General features: G+C 72.8%; 15 protein-coding genes. 8 read left to right on the top strand and 7 right to left on the bottom strand.

The features are described from left to right. Positions 1-13 precede the first annotated feature (13 nt). Positions 14-2956: a preprotein translocase subunit SecA gene (secA, locus tag DB033_RS13820; protein ID WP_111767547.1), complete on the top strand. Its 2943-nt coding sequence runs from the start codon at positions 14-16 to the stop codon at positions 2954-2956. Positions 2957-4537: 1581 nt separating this feature from the next. Here secA and DB033_RS13815 read toward each other — a convergent pair. Continuing rightward, positions 4538-5197 carry an Rv3235 family protein gene (locus DB033_RS13815; RefSeq protein WP_111767546.1) on the bottom strand — a complete coding sequence of 220 codons (660 nt, stop codon included), beginning with the start codon at positions 5195-5197 and terminating at the stop codon, positions 4538-4540. After that, the gene (locus tag DB033_RS20750; RefSeq protein ID WP_157970687.1) at positions 5194-6537 is read right to left on the bottom strand and encodes a LysM peptidoglycan-binding domain-containing protein; all 1344 of its coding nucleotides are present in this window, start codon (positions 6535-6537) and stop codon (positions 5194-5196) included. The genes DB033_RS13815 and DB033_RS20750 overlap by 4 nt, the downstream gene beginning before the upstream one ends. An 89-nt stretch (positions 6538-6626) precedes the next feature. Between DB033_RS20750 and DB033_RS13800 the strand changes: the two genes are divergently transcribed. Then, a complete protein-coding gene (locus tag DB033_RS13800) occupies positions 6627-7184 on the top strand; it encodes a hypothetical protein (RefSeq protein WP_111767543.1) in 558 nt (185 codons plus the stop codon). 572 nt (positions 7185-7756) lie between these two features. Here DB033_RS13800 and DB033_RS21145 read toward each other — a convergent pair. Continuing rightward, positions 7757-7993, bottom strand: coding sequence for a helix-turn-helix domain-containing protein (locus DB033_RS21145; RefSeq protein ID WP_205843897.1), 237 nt, complete (start codon positions 7991-7993; stop codon positions 7757-7759). A gap of 187 nt (positions 7994-8180) precedes the next feature. On the opposite strand from DB033_RS21145, the gene DB033_RS13790 reads away from it, so the two are divergent. The 4 genes from DB033_RS13790 to DB033_RS13775 all read left to right on the top strand — a co-directional run bounded on the left by DB033_RS13790 (position 8181) and on the right by DB033_RS13775 (position 13176). Then, positions 8181-8825: an SAF domain-containing protein gene (locus DB033_RS13790; RefSeq protein ID WP_111767542.1), complete on the top strand. Its 645-nt coding sequence runs from the start codon at positions 8181-8183 to the stop codon at positions 8823-8825. Next, on the top strand, positions 8822-10096 hold the full coding sequence (locus DB033_RS13785) for a CpaE/TadZ family protein (protein ID WP_111767541.1): 1275 nt from the start codon (positions 8822-8824) through the stop codon (positions 10094-10096). Before DB033_RS13790 ends, DB033_RS13785 begins: the two co-directional genes overlap by 4 nt. 120 nt (positions 10097-10216) lie before the next feature. Next, positions 10217-12658, top strand: a complete 2442-nt coding sequence (locus tag DB033_RS21140; protein ID WP_111768304.1) for a WS/DGAT/MGAT family O-acyltransferase — start codon at positions 10217-10219, stop codon at positions 12656-12658. Then, entirely contained in the window at positions 12655-13176 is a 522-nt protein-coding gene (locus DB033_RS13775) for a DUF6912 family protein (RefSeq protein ID WP_157970686.1), read from the top strand. Before DB033_RS21140 ends, DB033_RS13775 begins: the two co-directional genes overlap by 4 nt. A 121-nt stretch (positions 13177-13297) precedes the next feature. Here the strand turns inward: DB033_RS13775 and DB033_RS13770 are convergent, their stop codons facing one another. The 3 genes from DB033_RS13770 to aroA form a co-directional block, all read right to left on the bottom strand. Next, complete coding sequence (locus tag DB033_RS13770) at positions 13298-13852, bottom strand: YceI family protein (protein WP_111767539.1); 555 nt, start codon at positions 13850-13852, stop codon at positions 13298-13300. A gap of 167 nt (positions 13853-14019) precedes the next feature. Further along, entirely contained in the window at positions 14020-15075 is a 1056-nt protein-coding gene (gene rsgA / locus DB033_RS13765; protein WP_111767538.1) for a ribosome small subunit-dependent GTPase A, read from the bottom strand. Next, complete coding sequence (aroA, locus tag DB033_RS13760; RefSeq protein WP_111767537.1) at positions 15072-16367, bottom strand: 3-phosphoshikimate 1-carboxyvinyltransferase; 1296 nt, start codon at positions 16365-16367, stop codon at positions 15072-15074. Before aroA ends, rsgA begins: the two co-directional genes overlap by 4 nt. 70 nt (positions 16368-16437) lie before the next feature. On the opposite strand from aroA, the gene DB033_RS13755 reads away from it, so the two are divergent. Continuing rightward, complete coding sequence (locus DB033_RS13755; protein ID WP_111768303.1) at positions 16438-17193, top strand: SOS response-associated peptidase; 756 nt, start codon at positions 16438-16440, stop codon at positions 17191-17193. Here DB033_RS13755 and ybaK read toward each other — a convergent pair whose 3' ends face one another. Then, on the bottom strand, positions 17194-17676 hold the full coding sequence (gene ybaK, locus DB033_RS13750; protein ID WP_111767536.1) for a Cys-tRNA(Pro) deacylase: 483 nt from the start codon (positions 17674-17676) through the stop codon (positions 17194-17196). Positions 17677-18519: 843 nt separating this feature from the next. Between ybaK and DB033_RS13745 the strand changes: the two genes are divergently transcribed. After that, positions 18520-19815, top strand: a complete 1296-nt coding sequence (locus DB033_RS13745; protein WP_111767535.1) for an alpha/beta hydrolase — start codon at positions 18520-18522, stop codon at positions 19813-19815. Positions 19816-20015 lie beyond the last annotated feature (200 nt).

Raw genomic sequence — 20015 nt, 5'->3', positions numbered from 1 at the left:
TGAGGGTGAACACGTGGTTTTTTCCCGCCTGCTGCGAGCCGGTGAAGCGAAGACGGTCAAGCGGCTGCGCACCATCGCCGACCACATCAACGGCCTCGAGGACGACTACGTCGGTCTGACCGACGCCGAACTCCGCGGCCAGACCGACACGTTCAAGGCCCGGCTCGCCGACGGCGAGACGCTGGACCACCTGCTGCCGGAGGCCTTCGCGGTGGTCCGCGAGGCCGCCAAGCGGACGCTGGGCCAGCGGCACTTCGACGTCCAGCTGATGGGCGGCGCCGCGCTGCACCTGGGCAACATCGCCGAGATGAAGACCGGTGAGGGCAAGACCCTGGTGTCGACGCTCCCGGCGTACCTCAACGCGCTGGCCGGCAAGGGCGTCCACATCGTCACGGTGAACGACTACCTCGCCAAGCGCGACAGCGAGTGGATGGGCCGCGTGCACCGCTTCCTGGGGCTCGAGGTCGGGGTCATCCTCAGCCAGCTGACGCCCGAGGAGCGCAAGGCCGCCTACGACGCCGACATCACCTACGGCACCAACAACGAGTTCGGCTTCGACTACCTGCGCGACAACATGGCGTGGTCCAAGGACGCCCTCGTCCAGCGCGGTCACGCCTTCGCCGTCATCGACGAGGTCGACTCCATCCTCATCGACGAGGCCCGGACGCCGCTGATCATCTCCGGTCCGTCCGACCAGTCGTCGAAGTGGTACAGCGAGTTCGCCCGGCTGGCCCCGCGCCTTGTCAAGGAGACCGACTACGAGGTCGACGAGAGCAAGCGCACCGTCGGCGTCACCGAGGAGGGCGTCGCCAAGATCGAGCGCGCGCTGGGCATCGACAACCTCTACGAGTCGGTCAACACCCCGCTCGTCGGATTCCTCAACAACGCGCTGAAGGCCAAGGAGCTCTACAAGAAGGACCGCGACTACATCGTGGTCTCCGGCGAGGTGCTGATCGTCGACGAGTTCACCGGACGCGTGCTGCACGGCCGCCGCTACAACGAGGGCATGCACCAGGCCATCGAGGCCAAGGAGGGCGTCGAGGTCAAGGCGGAGAACCAGACCCTGGCGACCATCACCCTGCAGAACTTCTTCCGGCTGTACGAGCGGCTGTCCGGCATGACGGGTACCGCGCAGACCGAAGCCGCGGAGCTCAACCAGACCTACAAGCTCGGGGTGGTGCCGATCCCGTCGAACCGGCCGGTGCAGCGCCTCGACGAGGCCGACCTCATCTACAAGACCGAGGACGCCAAGTTCGACGCGGTGGTCACCGACATCGCCGAGCGGCACGAGAAGGGCCAGCCGGTCCTCGTCGGTACCGCGAGCGTCGAGAAGTCGGAACTGCTGAGCAAGAAGCTGCTCCGCGCGGGGATCCCGCACGAGGTCCTCAACGCCAAGAACCACGCCCGGGAGGCCGCGATCATCGCGCAGGCCGGCCGGGTGGGTGCGGTCACCGTGGCCACCAACATGGCCGGTCGAGGCACCGACATCATCCTGGGCGGCAACGTCGACTTCGCCGCCGACCTGGACCTGCGCAACAAGGGTCTGAGCCCCACGGACACCCCCGAGGAGTACGAGGCGGCGTGGCCGGAGGCGGTCGAGGCGGCCACCAGGAAGACGGCCGCCGAGGCGGAGAAGGTCCGCGACGCGGGCGGTCTGTACGTGCTGGGCACCGAGCGCCACGAGTCGCGGCGCATCGACAACCAGCTCCGTGGCCGGTCCGGCCGGCAGGGCGACCCGGGTGAGTCGCGGTTCTACCTGTCGCTGGGTGACGACCTGATGCGCCGGGTGGGCGGGCAGACCGTCGAGGCGCTGATGACCCGGCTGCGGATGCCGGAGGACATGCCGATCGAGCACAACTTCGTGTCCAAGGCGATCAAGAACGCCCAGACGCAGGTCGAGCAGCAGAACTTCGAGATCCGCAAGAACGTCCTCAAGTACGACGAGGTCATGAACCAGCAGCGCACCGTCATCTACGACGAGCGCAAGCGCGTGCTCAACGGCGAGGACCTGCACGAGCAGGTCCAGCACATGATCACCGACGTGATCGACGCCTACGTCACCGGTGCGACCAGCGAGGGATACTCCGAGGACTGGGACACCGACGCGCTGTGGGCGGCGTTGAAGACGCTGTACCCGATCAGCGTCACGCCCGAGAGTGTCGCCAAGGACCACGGTGACCTGTCGGCGGACAGCCTCAAGAAGGCCGTCCTCGACGACGCCCGCGCCGCGTACGTGCGTCGCGAGGAGTCGCTCGGCGCGCCCATCATGCGCGAGCTCGAGCGTCGGGTCGTGCTGTCGGTGCTCGACCGGAAGTGGCGCGAGCACCTGTACGAGATGGACTACCTCAAGGAGGGCATCGGCCTGCGGGCGATGGCGCAGCGCGACCCGCTGGTCGAGTACCAGCGCGAGGGCTACGACATGTTCCAGGCGATGCTCGACTCGCTGAAGGAGGAGTCGGTCGGGTTCCTGTTCAACCTGCAGGTGCAGGTGACGGCAGCCGAGCCGGCGCCGTCGCCGGCTCCCGCAGCGGAGGTCCCCGCGACCACTCCGGCGCCCGCGGTGGCGTCGGCGGGCAACGGTGCGGCGGCCAACGGCACCGCCCCCGCGGCGAACGGGCAGGCCACCGGGAACGGGCAGGCGGCTGCACCGGCCGCGCGTCCGCAGGTGGTCCGCCGCCAGCAGCGTCCCGTGGAGGCGCTGCCGAGCCAGCAGAAGGTGCCGACCCCGGTGGTCGAGGGACCGTCGGCGCTGCGCGCCAAGGGTCTCGGGGCGCCGGCCGGGAAGCAGCAGCAGCTGACCTACACCGGTCCCAGCGAAGACGGCGGCACGCAGTCCACGGCGACCCGCAAGAGCGCGGGGGCAGGCACCGTCGAAGCGCCGGCCTCGCGCAACTCCCCGTGCCCGTGTGGTTCGGGCCGCAAGTACAAGCTCTGCCACGGGCGCCCCGGCGCCTGACCTCCCGGTCCCGCAGAACTCCCGTCACCGTTCCGGTGGCGGGAGTTCTGTCGTTGGGGGTGTTGCGGACGGTTTCGGTGTGCCCTCCAGCAAGGGGCTTACGCGGGGCTTACGCGGGGCTGCGGGGCGGACCGGCCGGCGGGCCCATCCCGCCGCCGACCTTCGTGCCCGATGTGTGTGTGGTCATGACGGTGACCCGTTGGCCGCCAGGTGGTCGCTCAGGGGGCTGAGCCGGTCTGTTCATCGGCGTGGAGTCGGCCGAGCCTGCAGGCTGGGCATGGCCTGATTCAAACGGCACACTCAGCCGTCGGTGATGAGTGACCGGCCGGGGGTCGGTCGTCGACGGGAGCGACCCCGAGGGGGTCGCATCGCGGTCTGCCCACGGAATCTGGATGTGCCGAGCCTGCAGGGTGGGCACGGCCTGGTTCGTGCGGCACACCAGCCGACGTCATGGGCGACCGGACGGTGACGGAAGCGGGCTTGACCACCGAGCGACCGAGGTCTCGTGTCGGTCTGCCCACCGGATTGGAATACGCTAAGCCCGCATGTCTGATAACAGCCCAGTTCGTAGGGCACACCCGGCTGTCGGTGGTCAGCGACCGGCCGGGGGGCCGGGTTGTCGACGGGACCGACCCCGAGGGGGGCGTCGCCGGTCTGCCCACCGAATTTGGATGTGCCGAGAGTGCAGGGTGGGCGCGGCTTGATTCGTGCGGCACACCTCAGCTGACGTCATGGGCGACCGGCTGGGGGCCGGGTGTGTCGACGAGAGTGATCCGGTCGCACCGCCGGTCTGTCTCTCGGCTCGGAGTGTGCCGGGAGTGCAGGGTGGGCGCGGCTTGATTCGTGCGGCACACCAGCCGACGTCATGGGCGACCGGCCGGGGGCCGGGTGTGTCGACGAGAGCGATCCGGTCGCACCGCCGGTCTGTCTCTCGGCTCGGAGTGTGCCGAGAGTGCAGGGTGGGCGCGGCCTGATTCGTGCGGCGGCGGACCTCGCCGGCGGTGATCAGCGACCGGCCGGGGGGCCGGGTTGTCGACGGGACCGGCCCCAAGGGGGGCGCATCGCCGGTCTGCCCACGGAATCTGATTCTGCCGGGCCTGCAGGGTGGGCGCGGCCTGATTCGTGCGGCACCTCAGGGCGGCAAGTCATGACCTGCCGGTGAGACCGAAGCCGAGCGCGCCCACGGCAGCGGACCGACTGTCGGACGATCGGTTTACCCCTCGAATTTGATTCCGCTGAGCCTGCAGGGTGGGCACGGCCCGATTCGTGCGGCACCTCAGCGGGCGGCAATCCAAGAACTGCCGATGACGCCGAAACCGGACGCGTCGACGGCACCGGACCGACGGCCGTGCGCCGCCGTGCCCATCGGATCGCGTCCGGCTGAGCGGGTGCACGGTGGCACGGCGTGATTTCGTGCGCCAGATCGGGGCCACCGCTGCGGGCGTGGTCGGCGCGACGGACCGCACGCACCTCGCTGGAACGGTGTGGGCGACCGGACTGCGACACATGGCCGGAGCGGGCCCCGACACCCAGTCGCGTTCGGCCCGTGCGGACTTCCTCGAAGACGGTGAAGAGCCCGGATCAGCCGATCTGCAACTCGGTGACCCGCCACCGACCGTCGATGCCCTGCATCCGGAATGCGAGCGCCGCCGCCCGGTTGCCCCGGCGGAACACCGCGCTGGCTTCGGCGACTCCGTCGGTGGGCTCGCTCGCCCGCACCGACATCAGCTTGGGCGGGCTGCCTCCCGCACGGACCCGGACCTTCAGACCGGCGAAGACCTCCGGTGAACAGTGGGTGCTCAGCTGGTTGAGCTGACGCAACCCGGCCAACGCTTCGAGAATTGCCCGCGACAGCACCCCGGCAGTCTGGCGTGGGTCGGGGAGCGCGCTGCTGCGGGTTCGGCTGACGCCCATGTCAGCGTCGTTGCACCAGCCCGGCACCGTCCAGTCCGCGACCGGTGCGCCGATCGACCGGGACAGGGTCCATCGGGCCGCCGACCCCGCGACCGGCCCGTAGCCCGGCCGCTCGTCGTCGAACGGCGGCTCCGAGTCCGGCACGGGCACGAGGTACATGCGCCGCGCCGGCAACGGCCGGGCCGTCGCCGCGCCCACCGGCGTGGTTCTGCCGGCACGCAGACGCGCCGGCGACGGCGCCGGACGGGTGGGCACCGGCTCCGTCGGCACGGCGTCGGTCGCGGTCGGGGGCGAGGTGCGGGTCTCTGTGGAGAGCGCGGTGGTCATGACGGGAGGTCCTCTCGGTCGGACGGAATGGTGAGCTGCCAGCCGGGCTCGATGTGCCCGGGGTCGTCACCGATGAGGGCTTGGTTCGACGCGTACCAGTGCGGCCAGGCGAGGGCGACATCGACGTCGGTGGCGTCAGCTGGAAGGTGGGCGGCGGCCAGCGACCACAGGGAGTCGCCGGCGACCACGGTCACCGTCGAGAACGGTGACGCCGGTGCGGACGGCGCGGAGGGCGGCGAAGCGGACCCGTCGGTGGCTGCGCCGGGCGGAGTGGCGCCCGGTGGCGGGGCCGGCTCTGCTGCCGGTGGCGCCGAGGCGGATGGCAGGTCTGTCGGATCGGCGGCGGTGCCGTCGTCGGCCGTGGGTGCCTGGACGGTTCCGAGGACGCCGGATTCTGCGGTCGTGGTCGCCGCTTTCGGAGCTGCTTCGGCGACGTCGGCGGTCGCGGGGGACCCGGCGACCTCGGCCGAGGGTGTGCCGGCGCTCGTCGTCGGACGTTCGTCCGCTGCGTCCGGCGCATCCGCTGCGGTGGTGCTCGCGACACCGGCCGGCGGTGGAGGCGGGCTGTCCGGCGTCGGGGAGGTGATGGAGCCCTTGGCCACCGATAGCGGCGGCGGTGGTTCCGTCATCGTGTCCGGAGCCGCGGAGGTGATGGAGGCGGTGGGGACCAACGACGGTGGCGGCGGTGGTGGTTCCGTCACGGGGTCCGGCGCTGTCGCAAGCGGGGGATCGACCGGCCAGTCGAGGTCCACCGTCAACCCCGGTGCCGTGCCGGAGGTGCTGCCGGGGCTCGTGGCGATCGGTGTGTCGGCGGCTGCTCCCGGCGCACATCCGGCCATGGCCGCCATCGCCCCGACTCCGACAGCGGTGATGACAATGCCGCGCAGGGTCTTGGGCAACAGGAGCTGGGCCAGTCGGGTGATGACCACGTTCCGGCGCCGACCGCGTAGGAGCGTATGGGCAGCGAGCCAGAGGATCAGGACTCCGGCGAGCCACGCGACGAGGGTCCAGGTCACGACGGTCGCCACGACCAGGGCGGCGTGATCCAGCTGTGCCGAGACGCCAGCCGGAACCTGCGCCGAGAACGCGTCCGCTGGTGACGGCAGAACGCTGACCAGGACAGCAAGGGTCGCGGCAACGCCGATGAGCACCGACCACGCCCTCAACGTACCGAGAGATCCGGGCGCAGATCGCTGCATTTGACGCTGTTTGCTGTCGTTCGCCATCAGTGCACCGTAAGAAGGGCCAGGGGCCAAGTCAAGCCAAACAACATCAAACGCTCGAATCATGACCGTTGGAAGGAGTCGCTGGCCGCCTGCTGCCCACACTGCGACAGCCATTCACTCGGAGGGACGCTGTTCATCCATTCGCCGCACATCTTTGGTGCAAGTACGCACAGCCTGTGGCGCCGGCGTGTTCTGGTGGGGGCATGCGCTGGGACGATCTGTTCGACAGCCTCGACCGGCAGTTCGAGGAACTCCTCGATGCCGCCGAGGACGCTGAGCAGGCGGATCGTGCCCGGGTCGCCTTCGGTGCGGTACCGGCTGTCGAACGGTTGGTCGGCGCCCTGGGGAGCACCGTGCGCCTGCGGCTGGCCGGCGATCGTCAGGTGACAGGCGTGCTGGATCGTGTCGGTCCCGACTTCGTGCTGCTCCGCGAGTCGGCAGGGGTCGATCTGCTCGTGGCCTGGTCGGCCGTGGCCTGGGTCGAAGGACTGTCACGCCGCACCGGGCCGGGCCTGGGAACCGTCGACGGTCGTCTGGACCTGCGCAAAGCGGTCCGGTCGGTGGCGCGGGACCGTGCCGCGGTCACGGTCCACACCACCCACGGGACCGACCTGTCCGGCACGATCGACCGCGTCGGTGCCGACTTCTTCGAGCTCGCCGCGCACGCAGCCTGGGAGACGCGCCGAAGTGGCGCGGTCCAAGGTGTCGTTCTCGTGCCGCTGGCCGCGGTGCTGGTGATCCGATCGGCGCCGCTCGGATGAGGGCGGCGACAGCGGGCGGGTATCCGCCGGGTCCGGCCGGCGGCGGTCACCGCGGGCCGGTGCCGCACGTCGGGTCGCGCGGTGGCTGCACCGACCGGCGCGACGACGCCGCGCCGTTCCTGGCCGGGCGTACCGCGGCCCGTTCCTGCTCGGTCGTCGTCGGCTACGAGGTCGGTGCCGGCGGCGGCGGTCACCGCGGGCCGGTGCCGCACGTCGGGTCGCGCGGTGGCTGCACCGACCGGCGCGACGGCGCCGCGCCTTTCCTGGCCGGGCGTACCGCGGCCCGTTCCTGCCCGGTCTTCGTCGGCTACGAGGTCGGTTCCGACGGCGGAGATGACTGCAGGTCGGTGCTGCACGTCGGATCGGGCGGTGGCTGCACCCACCGGCGCGACGGCGCCGCCTCGTCCCGGGCGGGGCGTACCGCGGCTCGTTCCTGCTCGGTCATCGTCGGTCACGCGGCCGGTTCCGGACCGGTCGTGCCGCGTGGTCTCACATGCCGTTCGCGCCGTCGTGATCGTCGGCGGGGCGCGACGGTGGCCCGGGCCGACGGTGGATCCGTCCGCGGCGGGACGTCAGCGTTCCGCTGTCTCCGACAGCTCGGCCGGCAGCTCGGCGAGCTGCGCGGCCGTCCGCCGGTAGGCCTGCTCGATGTACTCCTCGAGCTTGGTCCGCTCCACCCGCCACTGGTTGCGGCCACCGATCTGGATGCCCTGCAGATCGCCGCTGCGCACGAGCGCGTACGACTGCGACATGGAGATGTTCAGGATCTCCGCCACGTCGGCGAGCGTCAGGAAACGTTCGGTCGTCACCCGGGGTCCTTCCTCTGCTGTCCCGGTCCACCGGGGTGCCGCGCCGCGATGTCTGTGGACAACGCCGTCGACGGACACGCTTGAACGTCTTTGATGTGATTCTGGCACCGACCGCGCCTTCCGAGTCCCGACCATCCACACCGTGAGCCCGCAGCGTCGGCGTTCCGCACCACGAGGAGAGCAGTTCATGGCAACGCAGGCACCGGGACGGTCGCCGCGTCGGTTGACCACCCCGCGCTGGCTGGACCCGCGCGTCGTCGGCGGCATCCTGCTGGTCGTCGTCGCCGTGGTCGTCGGCGCCCGGGTGGTCGCGGCGAGTTCCCAGACCGCGCCGATCTGGTCCGCGGCCCGCCCGCTCGCGGTCGGCACGGTGCTCACCGCCGGTGATCTGGAGCCGCTCGACGTCAACCTCGGTGAGGCGGGTGGCCGGTACGTCAGTGCGGGATCCGACCCGGTCGGCCGCACCGTGGGCACCCCGCTGCAGGCCGGCGAGCTGGTGCCGGCCGCGTCGCTGGGTGACCCGCCCGACGGTCGCATCGTGGTGGTCCCGGTACCGGCCGACAAGTTCCCTCCGGGGGTGGACCACGGCTCCGTGATCGACCTGTACCTCAGCCGTGAGTCGCTCAGTGGGGGCGACACCACCGTCGAGACCGAGCTGCTCGACGGTGGTCTCACCGTCCAGTCGGTGACCGCGCCATCCTCCGGTGGACTGTCCGGAGCGTCCGCCACCCAGTTCCAGGTGGCGGTGCTGGTCGACGCGCGCACCGCGGACGAGCTGGTCCGCACCCTGCCGCAGGGCGAGGCCGTCGTCGTCCTGGTGGCCGGCGCATGAGCGGCGCGGTCCCCGGTGTGGTGACGGCCGGGTCGGGCCAGCCGTGGGAGAGCGACCTGGTGACCTCACTCGAGCGTCCGGGCGCGCCGATGACCGTCGTACGGCGGTGCGCCGACATCGGTGAGGTGCTCGCGACCGCGGCGACCGGACGGGCGCGGATCGCCGTGGTCGACGGGAGCCTCCGGCGCTTGGACACCGAGGCGGTGCAGCGGCTGCGGTCCGCCGGTGTCACCGTGGTCGGGGTGTTCGCCTCCGGCGACACCCGGTCCCGCGCCCGGCTCGAGCGGCTCGGTGTCGAAGCCCTCGTCGGCGACACCGACGGTGCGGACGCGGTGCTGGCCGTCGCCCGGCAGGCGGTCGCCGACCGCCGCGCCGTCGAGCCACCACCGGGAGTAGCCGCCGACCCCGTGTCGGCGCTGCCACCCACGGGCACCCAGCCACCGGCCGCGGATCAGCCACCTGACGACCTGACCGGCCCGCCCGGGCGACTCGTCGCGGTGTGGGGCCCGACGGGTGCCCCGGGACGGTCCACCGTCGCCGCCGGACTCGCCGACGCGCTCGCCGCACAGGGCACCGAAGCGTTGCTGATCGACGGCGACGTCTACGGCGGCGTGCTGGCCAGCGCCTTCGGCGTCCTGGAGGAGTCACCCGGGCTCGCCGGCGCCTGCCGGGCGGCGGCCAACGGCCGGCTCGGACCGGCCGATCTCGACCGGTTCTGCTGGGCGGTCGGACCGCGTCTGCGGCTGCTCACCGGAATCGCGCGTTCCGACCGCTGGCCGGAGATCAGGCCCTCCTCGCTGGCTCCGCTGCTGACGGCCGCCCGGCAGCTGGCCACGGTCACGGTGGCCGACTGCGGCTTCGCCATCGAGGCGGACGAGGAGCTGAGTTTCGACACCCTCGCGCCGCGCCGCAACGGGGCCACGCTGACCCTGTTGGACGCCGCCGACCGGGTCCTGGTCGTGGGCTCCGCCGACCCGCCAGGAATGGAACGGCTGGTCCGGGCGCTGTCCGACCTGCGGGAGACGCTGCCCGGGGTGACGCCGGAGGTGGTGCTGAACCGGGTGCGCTCCAGCGTCGGCCCGGCCGCCGACGCCCTCGCCGCGCTGCGACGGTTCACCGGGATCGAGGAGGCCACCGTGCTGCCCGACGACCGGGCGGCCACGGATGCGGCCTGGGCGCGTGGGCTCGGGCTGTCCGAGGCGGCGCCGAAGTCCGAGCTGCGCACCCGACTCGCGGCCCTCGCGCGCACGTCGGAACTCGTCGGGGCCTGACCGCGCCCGGCACGCCGACCCGTCGCGGCGGTGGCGACGTCGCTCCGCCGGAGAACCCCGTCCCGGTCGCCGGCCGGGGCGTGCACCCGCCCCCGGACCATCCGTGCCAACATCGACGGCATGACTGACCGGCTCTCTCCCGCCGACGCCGGCTTCCTCTACACCGAGGACGCGACGACACCGATGCACGTCGGCGGGGTCGTCATCCTGCAGCCCACCGGCCCGTTCGACTACACCGCCATCGTCGAGCTCGTGGAGGCGCGGCTGTCGCTGGTGCCGCGGTACCGGCAGAAGGTGCGGTTCGTGCCCGGCCGGTTCGCCCGGCCCGTGTGGGTCGACGACGAGGACTTCGACCTGATGTACCACGTACGGCGCTCGGCGCTCGCGAAGCCGGGGTCGGACGCTCAACTGGCCGACCTGGTCGGCCGACTGATCTCGCGGCCGTTGGACCGGTCTCGTCCCCTCTGGGAGCTCTACGTCGTCGAGGGCCTGTCGGACGGCCGGGTGGCGCTGATCAACAAGACGCATCACGCGATGGTCGATCGGATGGGTGCGGTCGACGTCGCCGCCGCCATCCTCGACCTCACGCCGCAACCCCGCCCGGTCACCGAACGGCCCTGGCTGCCGACCCCGGCGCCCAGCGACATCGACCTGGTGGTCGACGCCGTCGTGGACATCTCGACCCGTCCGGCCGAGGTGGTCGACGCCGTCCGACTGGCCGCGCTGGACGTGCGGGCGACCGTGGACGGGGTCGGTCGGACGCTGGCCGGGATGTGGCACGTCGCCCGCCGGGCCGTCCGGCCGGCGCCACGATCGATGCTGAACGTGCCGGTCAGCGGGGCCCGCCGGTTCGCCGGGGTGTCGGTGGACCTCCGCCGGTTGAAGACCATCCAGGACACCCACGGCGGCACCATCAACGACATCATCCTGACCCTGATCGCGGGGGCGCTGCGGTCGTTCCTGGTGTCGCGGGGGGAGCCGGTGCTCCCCGGGACGACGCTGCGGGCGCTGGTGCCGGTCTCGGTGCGCACCGCCGCCGACACGGCGGCGCCGGTCGAGTCGTACCTGATCGACCTTCCGGTGTCCGAACCCAATCCCGTCATCCGGCTGCACCAGGTGTCGTTCGCGATGGCCGGCCACACGGAGTCGGGGCAGAGTGTGGCCGCGGACTCGCTGATGGAGCTGGGCCGCTTCGCGCCGTCGACGCTGCACATCCTGGGCGCCCGGGTCGGCTCGCAGCTCGGCCGGCGGCTGTACAACCTGCTCGTCACCAACGTGCCCGGGCCGCAGGTGCCGCTGTACGCGGCCGGCATCCCGGTCGACGCGATGTATCCGGTGGCGCCGCTCTCGCAGGGGCAGACCCTGGCGGTGTCGGTCACGTCCTACAACGGCCGGGTGTTCTTCGGGCTCACCGCCGACCGCGACGCGATGCCCGACCTGGACGACTTCGGACCGTTGCTGCAGGAGGCGGTCGACGAGTTCCCGGCCACCGCGACCCGGCGGGCCACCCGTCCCGCACCGGCCGGGACCGCGACCCCGACAACGCGATCCACGGCGAATGCGCCCAAGCAGGAACCGACGGCGACGTCCGCCGCGTCGCCGGCCGTGGCGGACGCTTTGGCTGCCCCGACTGCGCCACGGGCGGCCCCCCGCCCGCGGGAAGTCTCCGACGCGGTGGGTGCACCGCCGGCTGCAGCACCACGCAGGGCGTCGCGCAGGGCCGGGCCGCCGGACGGCGCGGCGACGCCGGCCGCCGTTCGCTCGTCGAGGGCCTCGCGCACGGCGGGCTCGTCGGACGGCGCGGCAACGGCAGCGGGTCCGCGTTCGGCGCGAGCATCACGGACGAACGGATCGTCGGACGGCGGGGCGTCATCGGCGGCGGGTGCGCGCTCGTCGCGGGAGTCGCGCACGACCCCGTCGGATGCTTCGGCGGCGCCGGCAGCGGGTCCGGGCTCGGTTCGGGCGCGCGCTGCCACTGCTCCCACCGACGGCGCCGGGGCCACCGGCGCTTCCAGCGAAGAAGCATCGGCCGGGAGTGCCGCGACCCTGTCCGCGACGCCTGCCGACGCCCTGCGTGGAGTAGCGGCGCCCGTCGACGCTCGACTCGCTGTCACCGCGCCTCCCGGCGTGTCGCCTGATGTCGCGACGCCGGCGAACGCCCTGCCTGCTGCGGCCACGCCTGCTGCGGCCACGCCTGCTGCGGCCACGCCGGCGAACGACACGCCGGCGAACGACACGCCGGCTTCGGCCACGCCTGCCGCTGCCACGCCTGCTGCGGCCACGCCGGCGAACGACACGCCTGCCGACGCGGTGCCTTCCGATGCGACGCATGACGACGACGTGCCCGCTGTCGCCCCATCGTCGGACCCGGAAGCACGACCGGGTCCGACGTCCACCGACCCCCGCCCAGGTGCGCGAGCGCCGCGGCGGCGCACCGGAAGCCCCCGCCCGGCGCCGCGACCGGCCCCGCCGCACCCGACGCCCGCTGCCACCGCCGACACCGCAGCGGCCACCACACCCGACCCACCTCACCCGATCCCCGAAGCGGAGACCGCCGAATGAGCGTGCGCGTGTACGTCCCCACCACCCTGAGAGGTCTGGCGGCGGCGGTGCGCGACCAGGAGGTCGGTCCGCTGCGCGGGACCGCCTTCGCGGTCACCCGTGAGCTGACCCGTTCCGCCCCCGGCGCCGACACCGAGGAGTTGGAGTACCTGGCGATGGTCGACGCGGCCCGGGCGTCGCTGCGCCTCATCGGCGCCCAGGGCGAGGACACCCCGTCGCTGCGGGTGGTGATCGCCGCGGACGTGGACGGCGAGGTGCGGGAGCGTGAGGACCTCGACCGCTCGGTCGTCACCCTCGGCGCGCCGATCCCGTGGCGCGCGGTCGCGGCCGTCCATCTGGACGGCGCCGACGCCGCCGACGCGGTGGCCGCTGCCGCGGCCGCGGTGGACGCGGCCGACCTCGGCGACCTCGACGCGGAATTCGTCGTCGGCTCGGCCGAGGACTTCGAGCTCGCCTGGTACGCGCCGGGCGAGATCGTCTACCTGTTGCAGGAACTGGGTCTCGACCCGGCGAACTGACCGCTCCCGCACCGGATCCGGCGCGGCGACCGCGAGAAGCCCCGGAACGACGCAGAGCCCGCCACCGTGAGGTGACGGGCTCTTCGCCGCCGGGGCCCGGTCGGGGCGGGCCGCAGACGGATCAGGCGTTCTTGGTGAACTCGATCTCGATGGCGATCTCGATCTTGTCGCCGACGACCTTGTTGCCGGCGCCCCACGCCAGGTCGATGGTCACGCCGAAGTCGTTGCGGTTGATGGTGGTGTGCGCGGTGAAGCCGGTGCGCGTGGCGCCGTAGGCGTCGACCGTCTCGCCGGCGAACTCGGCGTCCAGGACGACCGACTTGGTGACGCCGTGCAGGGTCAGGTCGCCGACGAGCTTGAAGTTCTCGCCGTCGAAGTCCTCGACCGCGGTGGAGACGAAGGTGATGGTCGAGTGCGTGTCGGTGTCCAGGAAGTCGCCGGAGCGCACGTGGGCGTCGCGGTCGGCGTTCTTGGTGTTGACCGAGGTGGCGTCGATGACGGCGGTGACGCTGGCGCCCTCGATGCCCGACTCGGGAACGACGAGCTCGGCCGAGGTCAGCTCGAAGGTGCCCTTCACCTTGCCGACGGCCATGTGACGGACGCGCAGGGCGATGTCGGAGTGGACGGCGTCCCCGGCCCAGGTGCCTGCGGAGAGGTTGGCGATCGCGGTGGTCATGACGAGCCTTTCGGTAGGTGGTACCCGGTTATATGAGCGTTCAACAACTTGGGTCCGAGCTTATTCCGTCCGGCCCCAGTTTGTGAAGCTTCAACTACCTGCGGATCGGTGACCCCGCTCACATTCGGTGACCGAGCTGGATGATGCGCGCGCATGGATGCGCAGCGTCAGTCGGTGTCCTCGTCGGGCGCGGTCTCGAGGTCCTCGCCGGCCAGCGACCGCAGCAGCCGCCGGAACGACGCCAACCGCTCGGGCGTCGCGCCGCCGTCGGCCACCAGGACGTCGAGCGCGCAGTCGAGCACCGTCGGCGGGCCGAGGTGCGAGCACCCGGGCGGGCACGCGGCCGTGGCCTCCAACAGGTCGTCGAAGGCCAGCAGCAGGTCGTCCGCGGTGACGTGGGCCAGCCCGAACGAGCGCACCCCGGGGGTGTCGACCACCCAGCCGCCGTCGGGCAACCGCAGAGCCAGCGCCGAGCTCGACGTGTGCCGACCCTTGCCGACCGCGGTCACCAGCCCGGTCGCGCGGTGGGCGTCCGGCACCAGCGCGTTGACCAGTGTCGACTTGCCGACGCCGGAGTGCCCGAAGAGCACGGAGGTGCGGTCGGTCAGCAGGTCCCGCAGGGCGGGCAACCCGACGATGTCGCTGCCCTTGCCACCCGGCCGCGAAGTCGCGACGACGGTCAGTCGCAGCCCGGCGTAGGCGGCGACGAGGTCCGCGGGATCGGCGAGGTCGGCCTTGGTGAGCACCAGGACGGGGTCGAGGTTGCCGGCGTAGGCCGCGACCAGGCAGCGGTCGATGAAGCCCGGGCGGGGGACCGGGTCGACCAGGGCGCACACGATCACGAGCTGGTCGGCGTTGGCGACGACGATCCGCTCGGCGGTGTCGACGTCGTCCGCGCTGCGCCGCAGCACCGACGACCGGTCGGCGATCCGGACGATGCGGGCGAGGGTGTCGGGGTCGCCGGAGATGTCGCCCACCACGTCGACGCGGTCACCGACGGCCACGCCGCGACGTCCGAGCTCGCGGGCCCGCATCGTCACCACCACCCGCTCACGCTTCGTGTCCTCCGCCACCAGCACGCCGTAGCGGCCCCGGTCCACCGTCAGGACGGTGCCGCGGACGGCGTCGGTGTGACCGGGGCGGGTCTTCGTCCGGGGCCGGGAACTGCGACCGGGCCGGACCCGGACGTCGTCGTTGTCCCAGCGCTCACCCAGGGTGCTCATCGCCGGCCCGCTCGGCCGGCGAGCAGGTCGTCCCACATCACCGCGAAATCGGGCAGCGTCTTGGCGGTGCAGGCGATGTCGTCCACCACGACGCCGGGGACGCGCAGGCCCACGATGGCGCCGGCGGTGGCCATCCGGTGATCGGCGTACGCGCGCCAGGGGCCGCCGTGACCGACGTTGCCGGTGAGGTGCAGCGCGTCGTGGTCCTCGACGACCTCCGCGCCGAGTCCGGCGAGATCGGCGGCCAGTGCGGAGATCCGGTCGGTCTCGTGACCGCGGATGTGCGCGATGCCGCGCAGGTGGCTGGGGCCGTCGGCGAGGGCGGCGAGGGCGGCGACGGTCGGGGTCAGCTCGCTCACGTCGTGCAGGTCGACGTCGATCCCGGTCAGCCGGTCCGGTCCGGTGACGGTGAGGTCGGTGCCGTCCAGCGTCACCGTGCAGCCCATCCGGGTGAGGATGTCCCGGATCTCGGCGCCGGCCTGGGTGGTCTCGGCCGGCCAGTGCGGGATCGTCACGGTGCCACCGGTGACCGCGGCCGCGGCCAGGAACGGCGTGGCGTTGGACAGATCGGGCTCGATGGGTTCGGTCCACGGCGCGACCGGTCCGGGGAGGACCCGCCAGCGGTTCGCCTCGGAGTCGTCGACCTCCACACCCACCGCCCGCAACGCCTGCACCGTCATCTCGATGTGCGGCATCGAGGGCACCGGCGTGCCGTCGTGCACGACCGTGACGCCGTCGGTGAAGCTTGCCCCGGACAGCAGCAGGCCGGACACGAACTGCGAGGAGCCGGCCGCGTCGATCACCACCGTCCCACCGCGGAGCGACCCGGTGCCGTGCAGCGTGAACGGCAGCGCGTCCCCGTCGATGCGGGCACCCAGGCCACGGAGGGCGCCCAGCACGGTGCCCATCGGCCGGGTCCGGGCGTGCGGGTCGCCGTCGAACCGCAGCTCGCCGTCGGCGGTGGCGGCCAGTGGCGGGAGGAAGCGCATCACCGTCCCGGCCAGGCCGCAGTCGATGTCCGCGGGGCCGCGCAACGGTCCCGGCGTCACCGTCCAGTCGCCGGCGCCGTCGGCGACACCGACCCCGAGCGAGCGCAGCCCGGCGGCCATCAGGGCGCTGTCGCGCGACCGCAGCGGCGCCACCAGCGTGCTCGGCCCGGTCGCCTGCGCCGCGAGGATCAACGCCCGGTTGGTCAGCGACTTGGACCCCGGGACGGCGACGGTGCCGGTGACCGGGCCGGTCGCCACCGGTGCGGGCCAGCCGTGCAGGAGGGTGTCGGGTGCGCCGGTCATGCCGTCCATGATCCCGCACGACTCCGGCCCGGGCCCGCACCGGTCGCGGCGGCGGGGGACAATCGAGCGCATGTGCGGTCGTTACGCGAACTCGGCATCCACCGCGAACCTCTACGGGCTCTTCGGCGTCGACGAGGTGGTCGACGACGACCTCGAGCCCTCCTGGAACATCGCCCCGACCGATCCGGTGCGCGCCGTGCTGCAACGCCCACCCCGGGAAGCGGCCGACGACGCCGCCGCGGTCCGGCAGCTGCGGACGCTGCGCTGGGGACTGGTGCCGAGCTGGTCCAAGGACGCCAAGGGTGGCGCCCGGATGATCAACGCCCGGCGCGAGACGGTCGTGGAGAAGCCGGCGTTCCGCAAAGCCGCCGCGGCGCGCCGCTGCCTGCTCCCGGCCGACGGCTACTACGAGTGGCGCACGACCGACGAGGGCAAGGTGCCGTACTTCCTGCACGCCCCGGACGACGCCATGCTGGCCTTCGCCGGCCTGTACGAGCTGTGGCGTGACCCCGAGAAGGCCGACGACGATCCCGCCCGGTGGTTGTGGACGTGCACCGTCATCACCCAGCAGGCCACCGACACCCTCGGCGAGATCCACGACCGTTGCCCGGTTCTCGTCCCGTCCGAGCTACGGGACGCCTGGTTGGACTGCACTGCCGGCGATGCGGCGGTGGCCAGTGAGCTGCTGGCCGCGATGCCGGTCCCGCAGCTGGAACCCCGGATCGTCTCGACCGCGGTGAACAGCGTCCGCAACGACGGTCCGGAGCTCGTCGCGCCGGCGGCGGCGCCGGCCGCCGAACCCGTGCAGCTGGAGATGCGATTCTGACTACTCGCCGGTGGCGATGCGGGCGAACCGGCCGTCGGTGACGGCCCGCAGGTCCGCCGGCGCCAGCTCGACCTGCAGACCCCGCTTCCCGGCGCTGACGAACACCGTCGGGAACGTCTCCGCCGAGGCGTCGATGACCGTGGTCAGCCGCTTGCGCTGACCGATCGGTGAGATGCCGCCGGCCACGTACCCGCTGGACCGCTCGGCGGCGGCGACCGCGGCCATCGCCGCCTTCTTGCCGCCGGCGGCGGCCGCGAGCGCCTTCAGGTCGAGTTGCGCACCCACCGGTACGACGCCCACGACCAGCACCTGGTCGACCTGGGCGACGAGCGTCTTGAACACCCGGAACGGATCCAGCGACAACGCCGCGACCACCTCGTCGCCGAAGGCGGTCGACCGCGGGTCGTGGTGGTACGGGTGCAGGGTGTGCGGGACGCCGGCACGCACCAGCGCGGCGATCGCGGGCGTCGGGGCGGCGGCCATCAGCGGACGCCGGGGGCTCGGAGGGTCGACATGGCCGGGAGCCTAACGCCGATCTCGACACGCCCGGCCGGGGCGGTGGCCCGTGGGTGACGCCGGGCGGCGCCGGCCGTTGCGGGTCGGCGGAACTCCTCCCACATGCGAGATCCGGCGCCCGGCAGAGCGGACGCGGCCGGCGCCTCCGCCGCCCGGTTCGCCGGCTGCGCGTTGCTGCCGGCGCCTCTGCCGCCGGGTCCGCCCGCCCGCGCGTGTCGCTGCCACGCCTCCGCCGCCCGCTGCCGGCGCCTCCGCGGCCGGTTCGCCCGCTGCGCGTTGCTGCCGGCGCCTCTGCCGCCCGCCCGCCTGTGTCGCTGCCGGCGTAGCATCTGCCGCCCGGTCCGCCCGGTCCGCCCGGTCCGCCCGGTCCGCCCGGTTCGCCCGCTGCGTCGCTGCCGGTGCCTCTGCCGCCCGGTCCGCCCGCCCGCCTGTGTCGCTGCCGGCGTAGCCTCTGCCGCCCAGTCCGCCTCTGCCGCCCGGTCCGCCCGGTCCGCCCGCTGCGTCGCTGCCGGTGCCTCTGCCGCCCGGTCCGCCCGCCGTGGGCGCCGCTGTCGGCGCCGCCTCCGCCCGGTCCGCCCGCCGCGAGCGTCACTGCTACGCCGTCGGACCGGCGGCCAGGACGGACCATTCGGCGTGACGGGTGAAACGATCGCACCCACGGGGGGTTGGGCTGGTCCGGTCGGGTGGGTGTCCGCGTCTTCTCGACCGGGGTCCATGTCCGCAGCGCCCGCGGTGGCCCACAATGACCGGGAACTCCCGGGAGCAGCCCGGGACGGGGCAAGCGGCGGCGCCGCGGTCGGGAATCGACGCATGGGTCTGTCCATCATCAGCGGTTGGTTCCCGGTGCTGTTCCTGGTCCTGGGGATCCTCGCGCTGGTCGCGCTGCTGGTCGACCGGGGCCGCTCATGGTGGCTGCGCCGGGTGCCGATCGCGGTGCTCGCGGCCGCGGCGGTGACGGCGGTGGCCGTGTGGTTCACCGACGGGGTCTGGCACCCGTTCGCCGACGATCTGCCGCCGACCGCGGTCGTGTGGATCGGGTTGACCCTGGTGGCGCTGGCACTGGCCGTGGTGCGGCGCGGCCGGGCGTGGGTCCGGGTGCTGGCCTTCGTCGGGGTGCTGGTGGTCGGCCTCGCGGGTGCCGTCCAGGTCAACCGGTCCTTCGGGGACTACCCGACCCTCGCGGCGCTGCTCGGCGAACCGCTGGCCGACCAGGTGGACGCGTCCGACGTCCTCGGGACCGGGACGTCGGCCGTCTCGCAGTCCGGCGACGCCCCGCTCACCTCCGTGTGGACCGCGCCGTCCGGCCTGGCGGACAAGGGCAGGGTGACCACGTCGCCGATCCCCGGCACGGTCTCGGGTTTCCAGGCGCAGGACGCCTGGATCTACCTGCCGCCGGCCTACGCGGCCACGCCGCGGCCCCTGCTGCCGGTGCTGATCCTGCTCGCCGGCCAGCCCGGAACACCCCGGAACTGGTTCGACGGCCCCAACCTGGCGGGCACCATGGACGCCTACGCGGCCGCGCACCAGGGCATCGCCCCCGTGGTCGTGGTGGCCGACTGGCTGGGCGAGGACGCCAACGCCAACCCGCTCTGCGTCGACAGCGCCGCCGGCGGCAACGACTTCACCTACCTCAGCAAGGACGTGCCCGACTGGATCAGGGCGAACCTCCAGGTCGATCCGCGTCCCGACCGGTGGGCCGTCGGCGGGTTGTCCGCCGGGGCCACCTGCGCCCTGCAACTCGCGACCAACGCGCCGGACGAGTTCCCGACGTTCCTGTTCTTCTCCGGCCAGCTGGAACCGACGCTGTCCGACCGGGCGGACACGGTCAACACCCTGTTCAACGGTGACGAGGACGCCTTCCGCAAGATCAACCCCGCCGACATCATGAAGACCCGGACGTTCCCGAACACGGCCGGGATGTTCGCGGCGGGTGCGAGCGACACCGAGTACGGCCCCTCCACGAAGACGATGTCCGAGGCCGCGAAGGCCGCGGGCATGCAGGTGCAGTACCAGACCGTGCCCGGCGCCCACGACTTCATCACCTGGGGGGAGTGCCTCGCGGCGTCGATGGACTGGCTCGGCACCCGGCTCGACATCACCGGTTGACCGGCGGGCCGGGCGCGGGAATGAATGCGGCGGGCGTCGCTGTTGGGACGGATGAAGGCGGGCCGGGAACAGCTCCGGCCGCCGCACCCCCGCACCGACACCGCACCAGGGAGGAACTGCCGTGGCCGACACCCTCGTCGCCGTCCTCCCGCGGACGGTGCGGCTGCGCCGCCCCGGTTCGCGCGACGACCGTCGCCGGA

Origin of the sequence: Nakamurella deserti, assembly GCF_003260015.1 — a bacterium.
Classification (GTDB): domain Bacteria; phylum Actinomycetota; class Actinomycetes; order Mycobacteriales; family Nakamurellaceae; genus Nakamurella; species Nakamurella deserti.
Note: the sequence above shows the minus strand (reverse complement) of the source record. Positions and strands in the feature narration are given on the sequence as shown.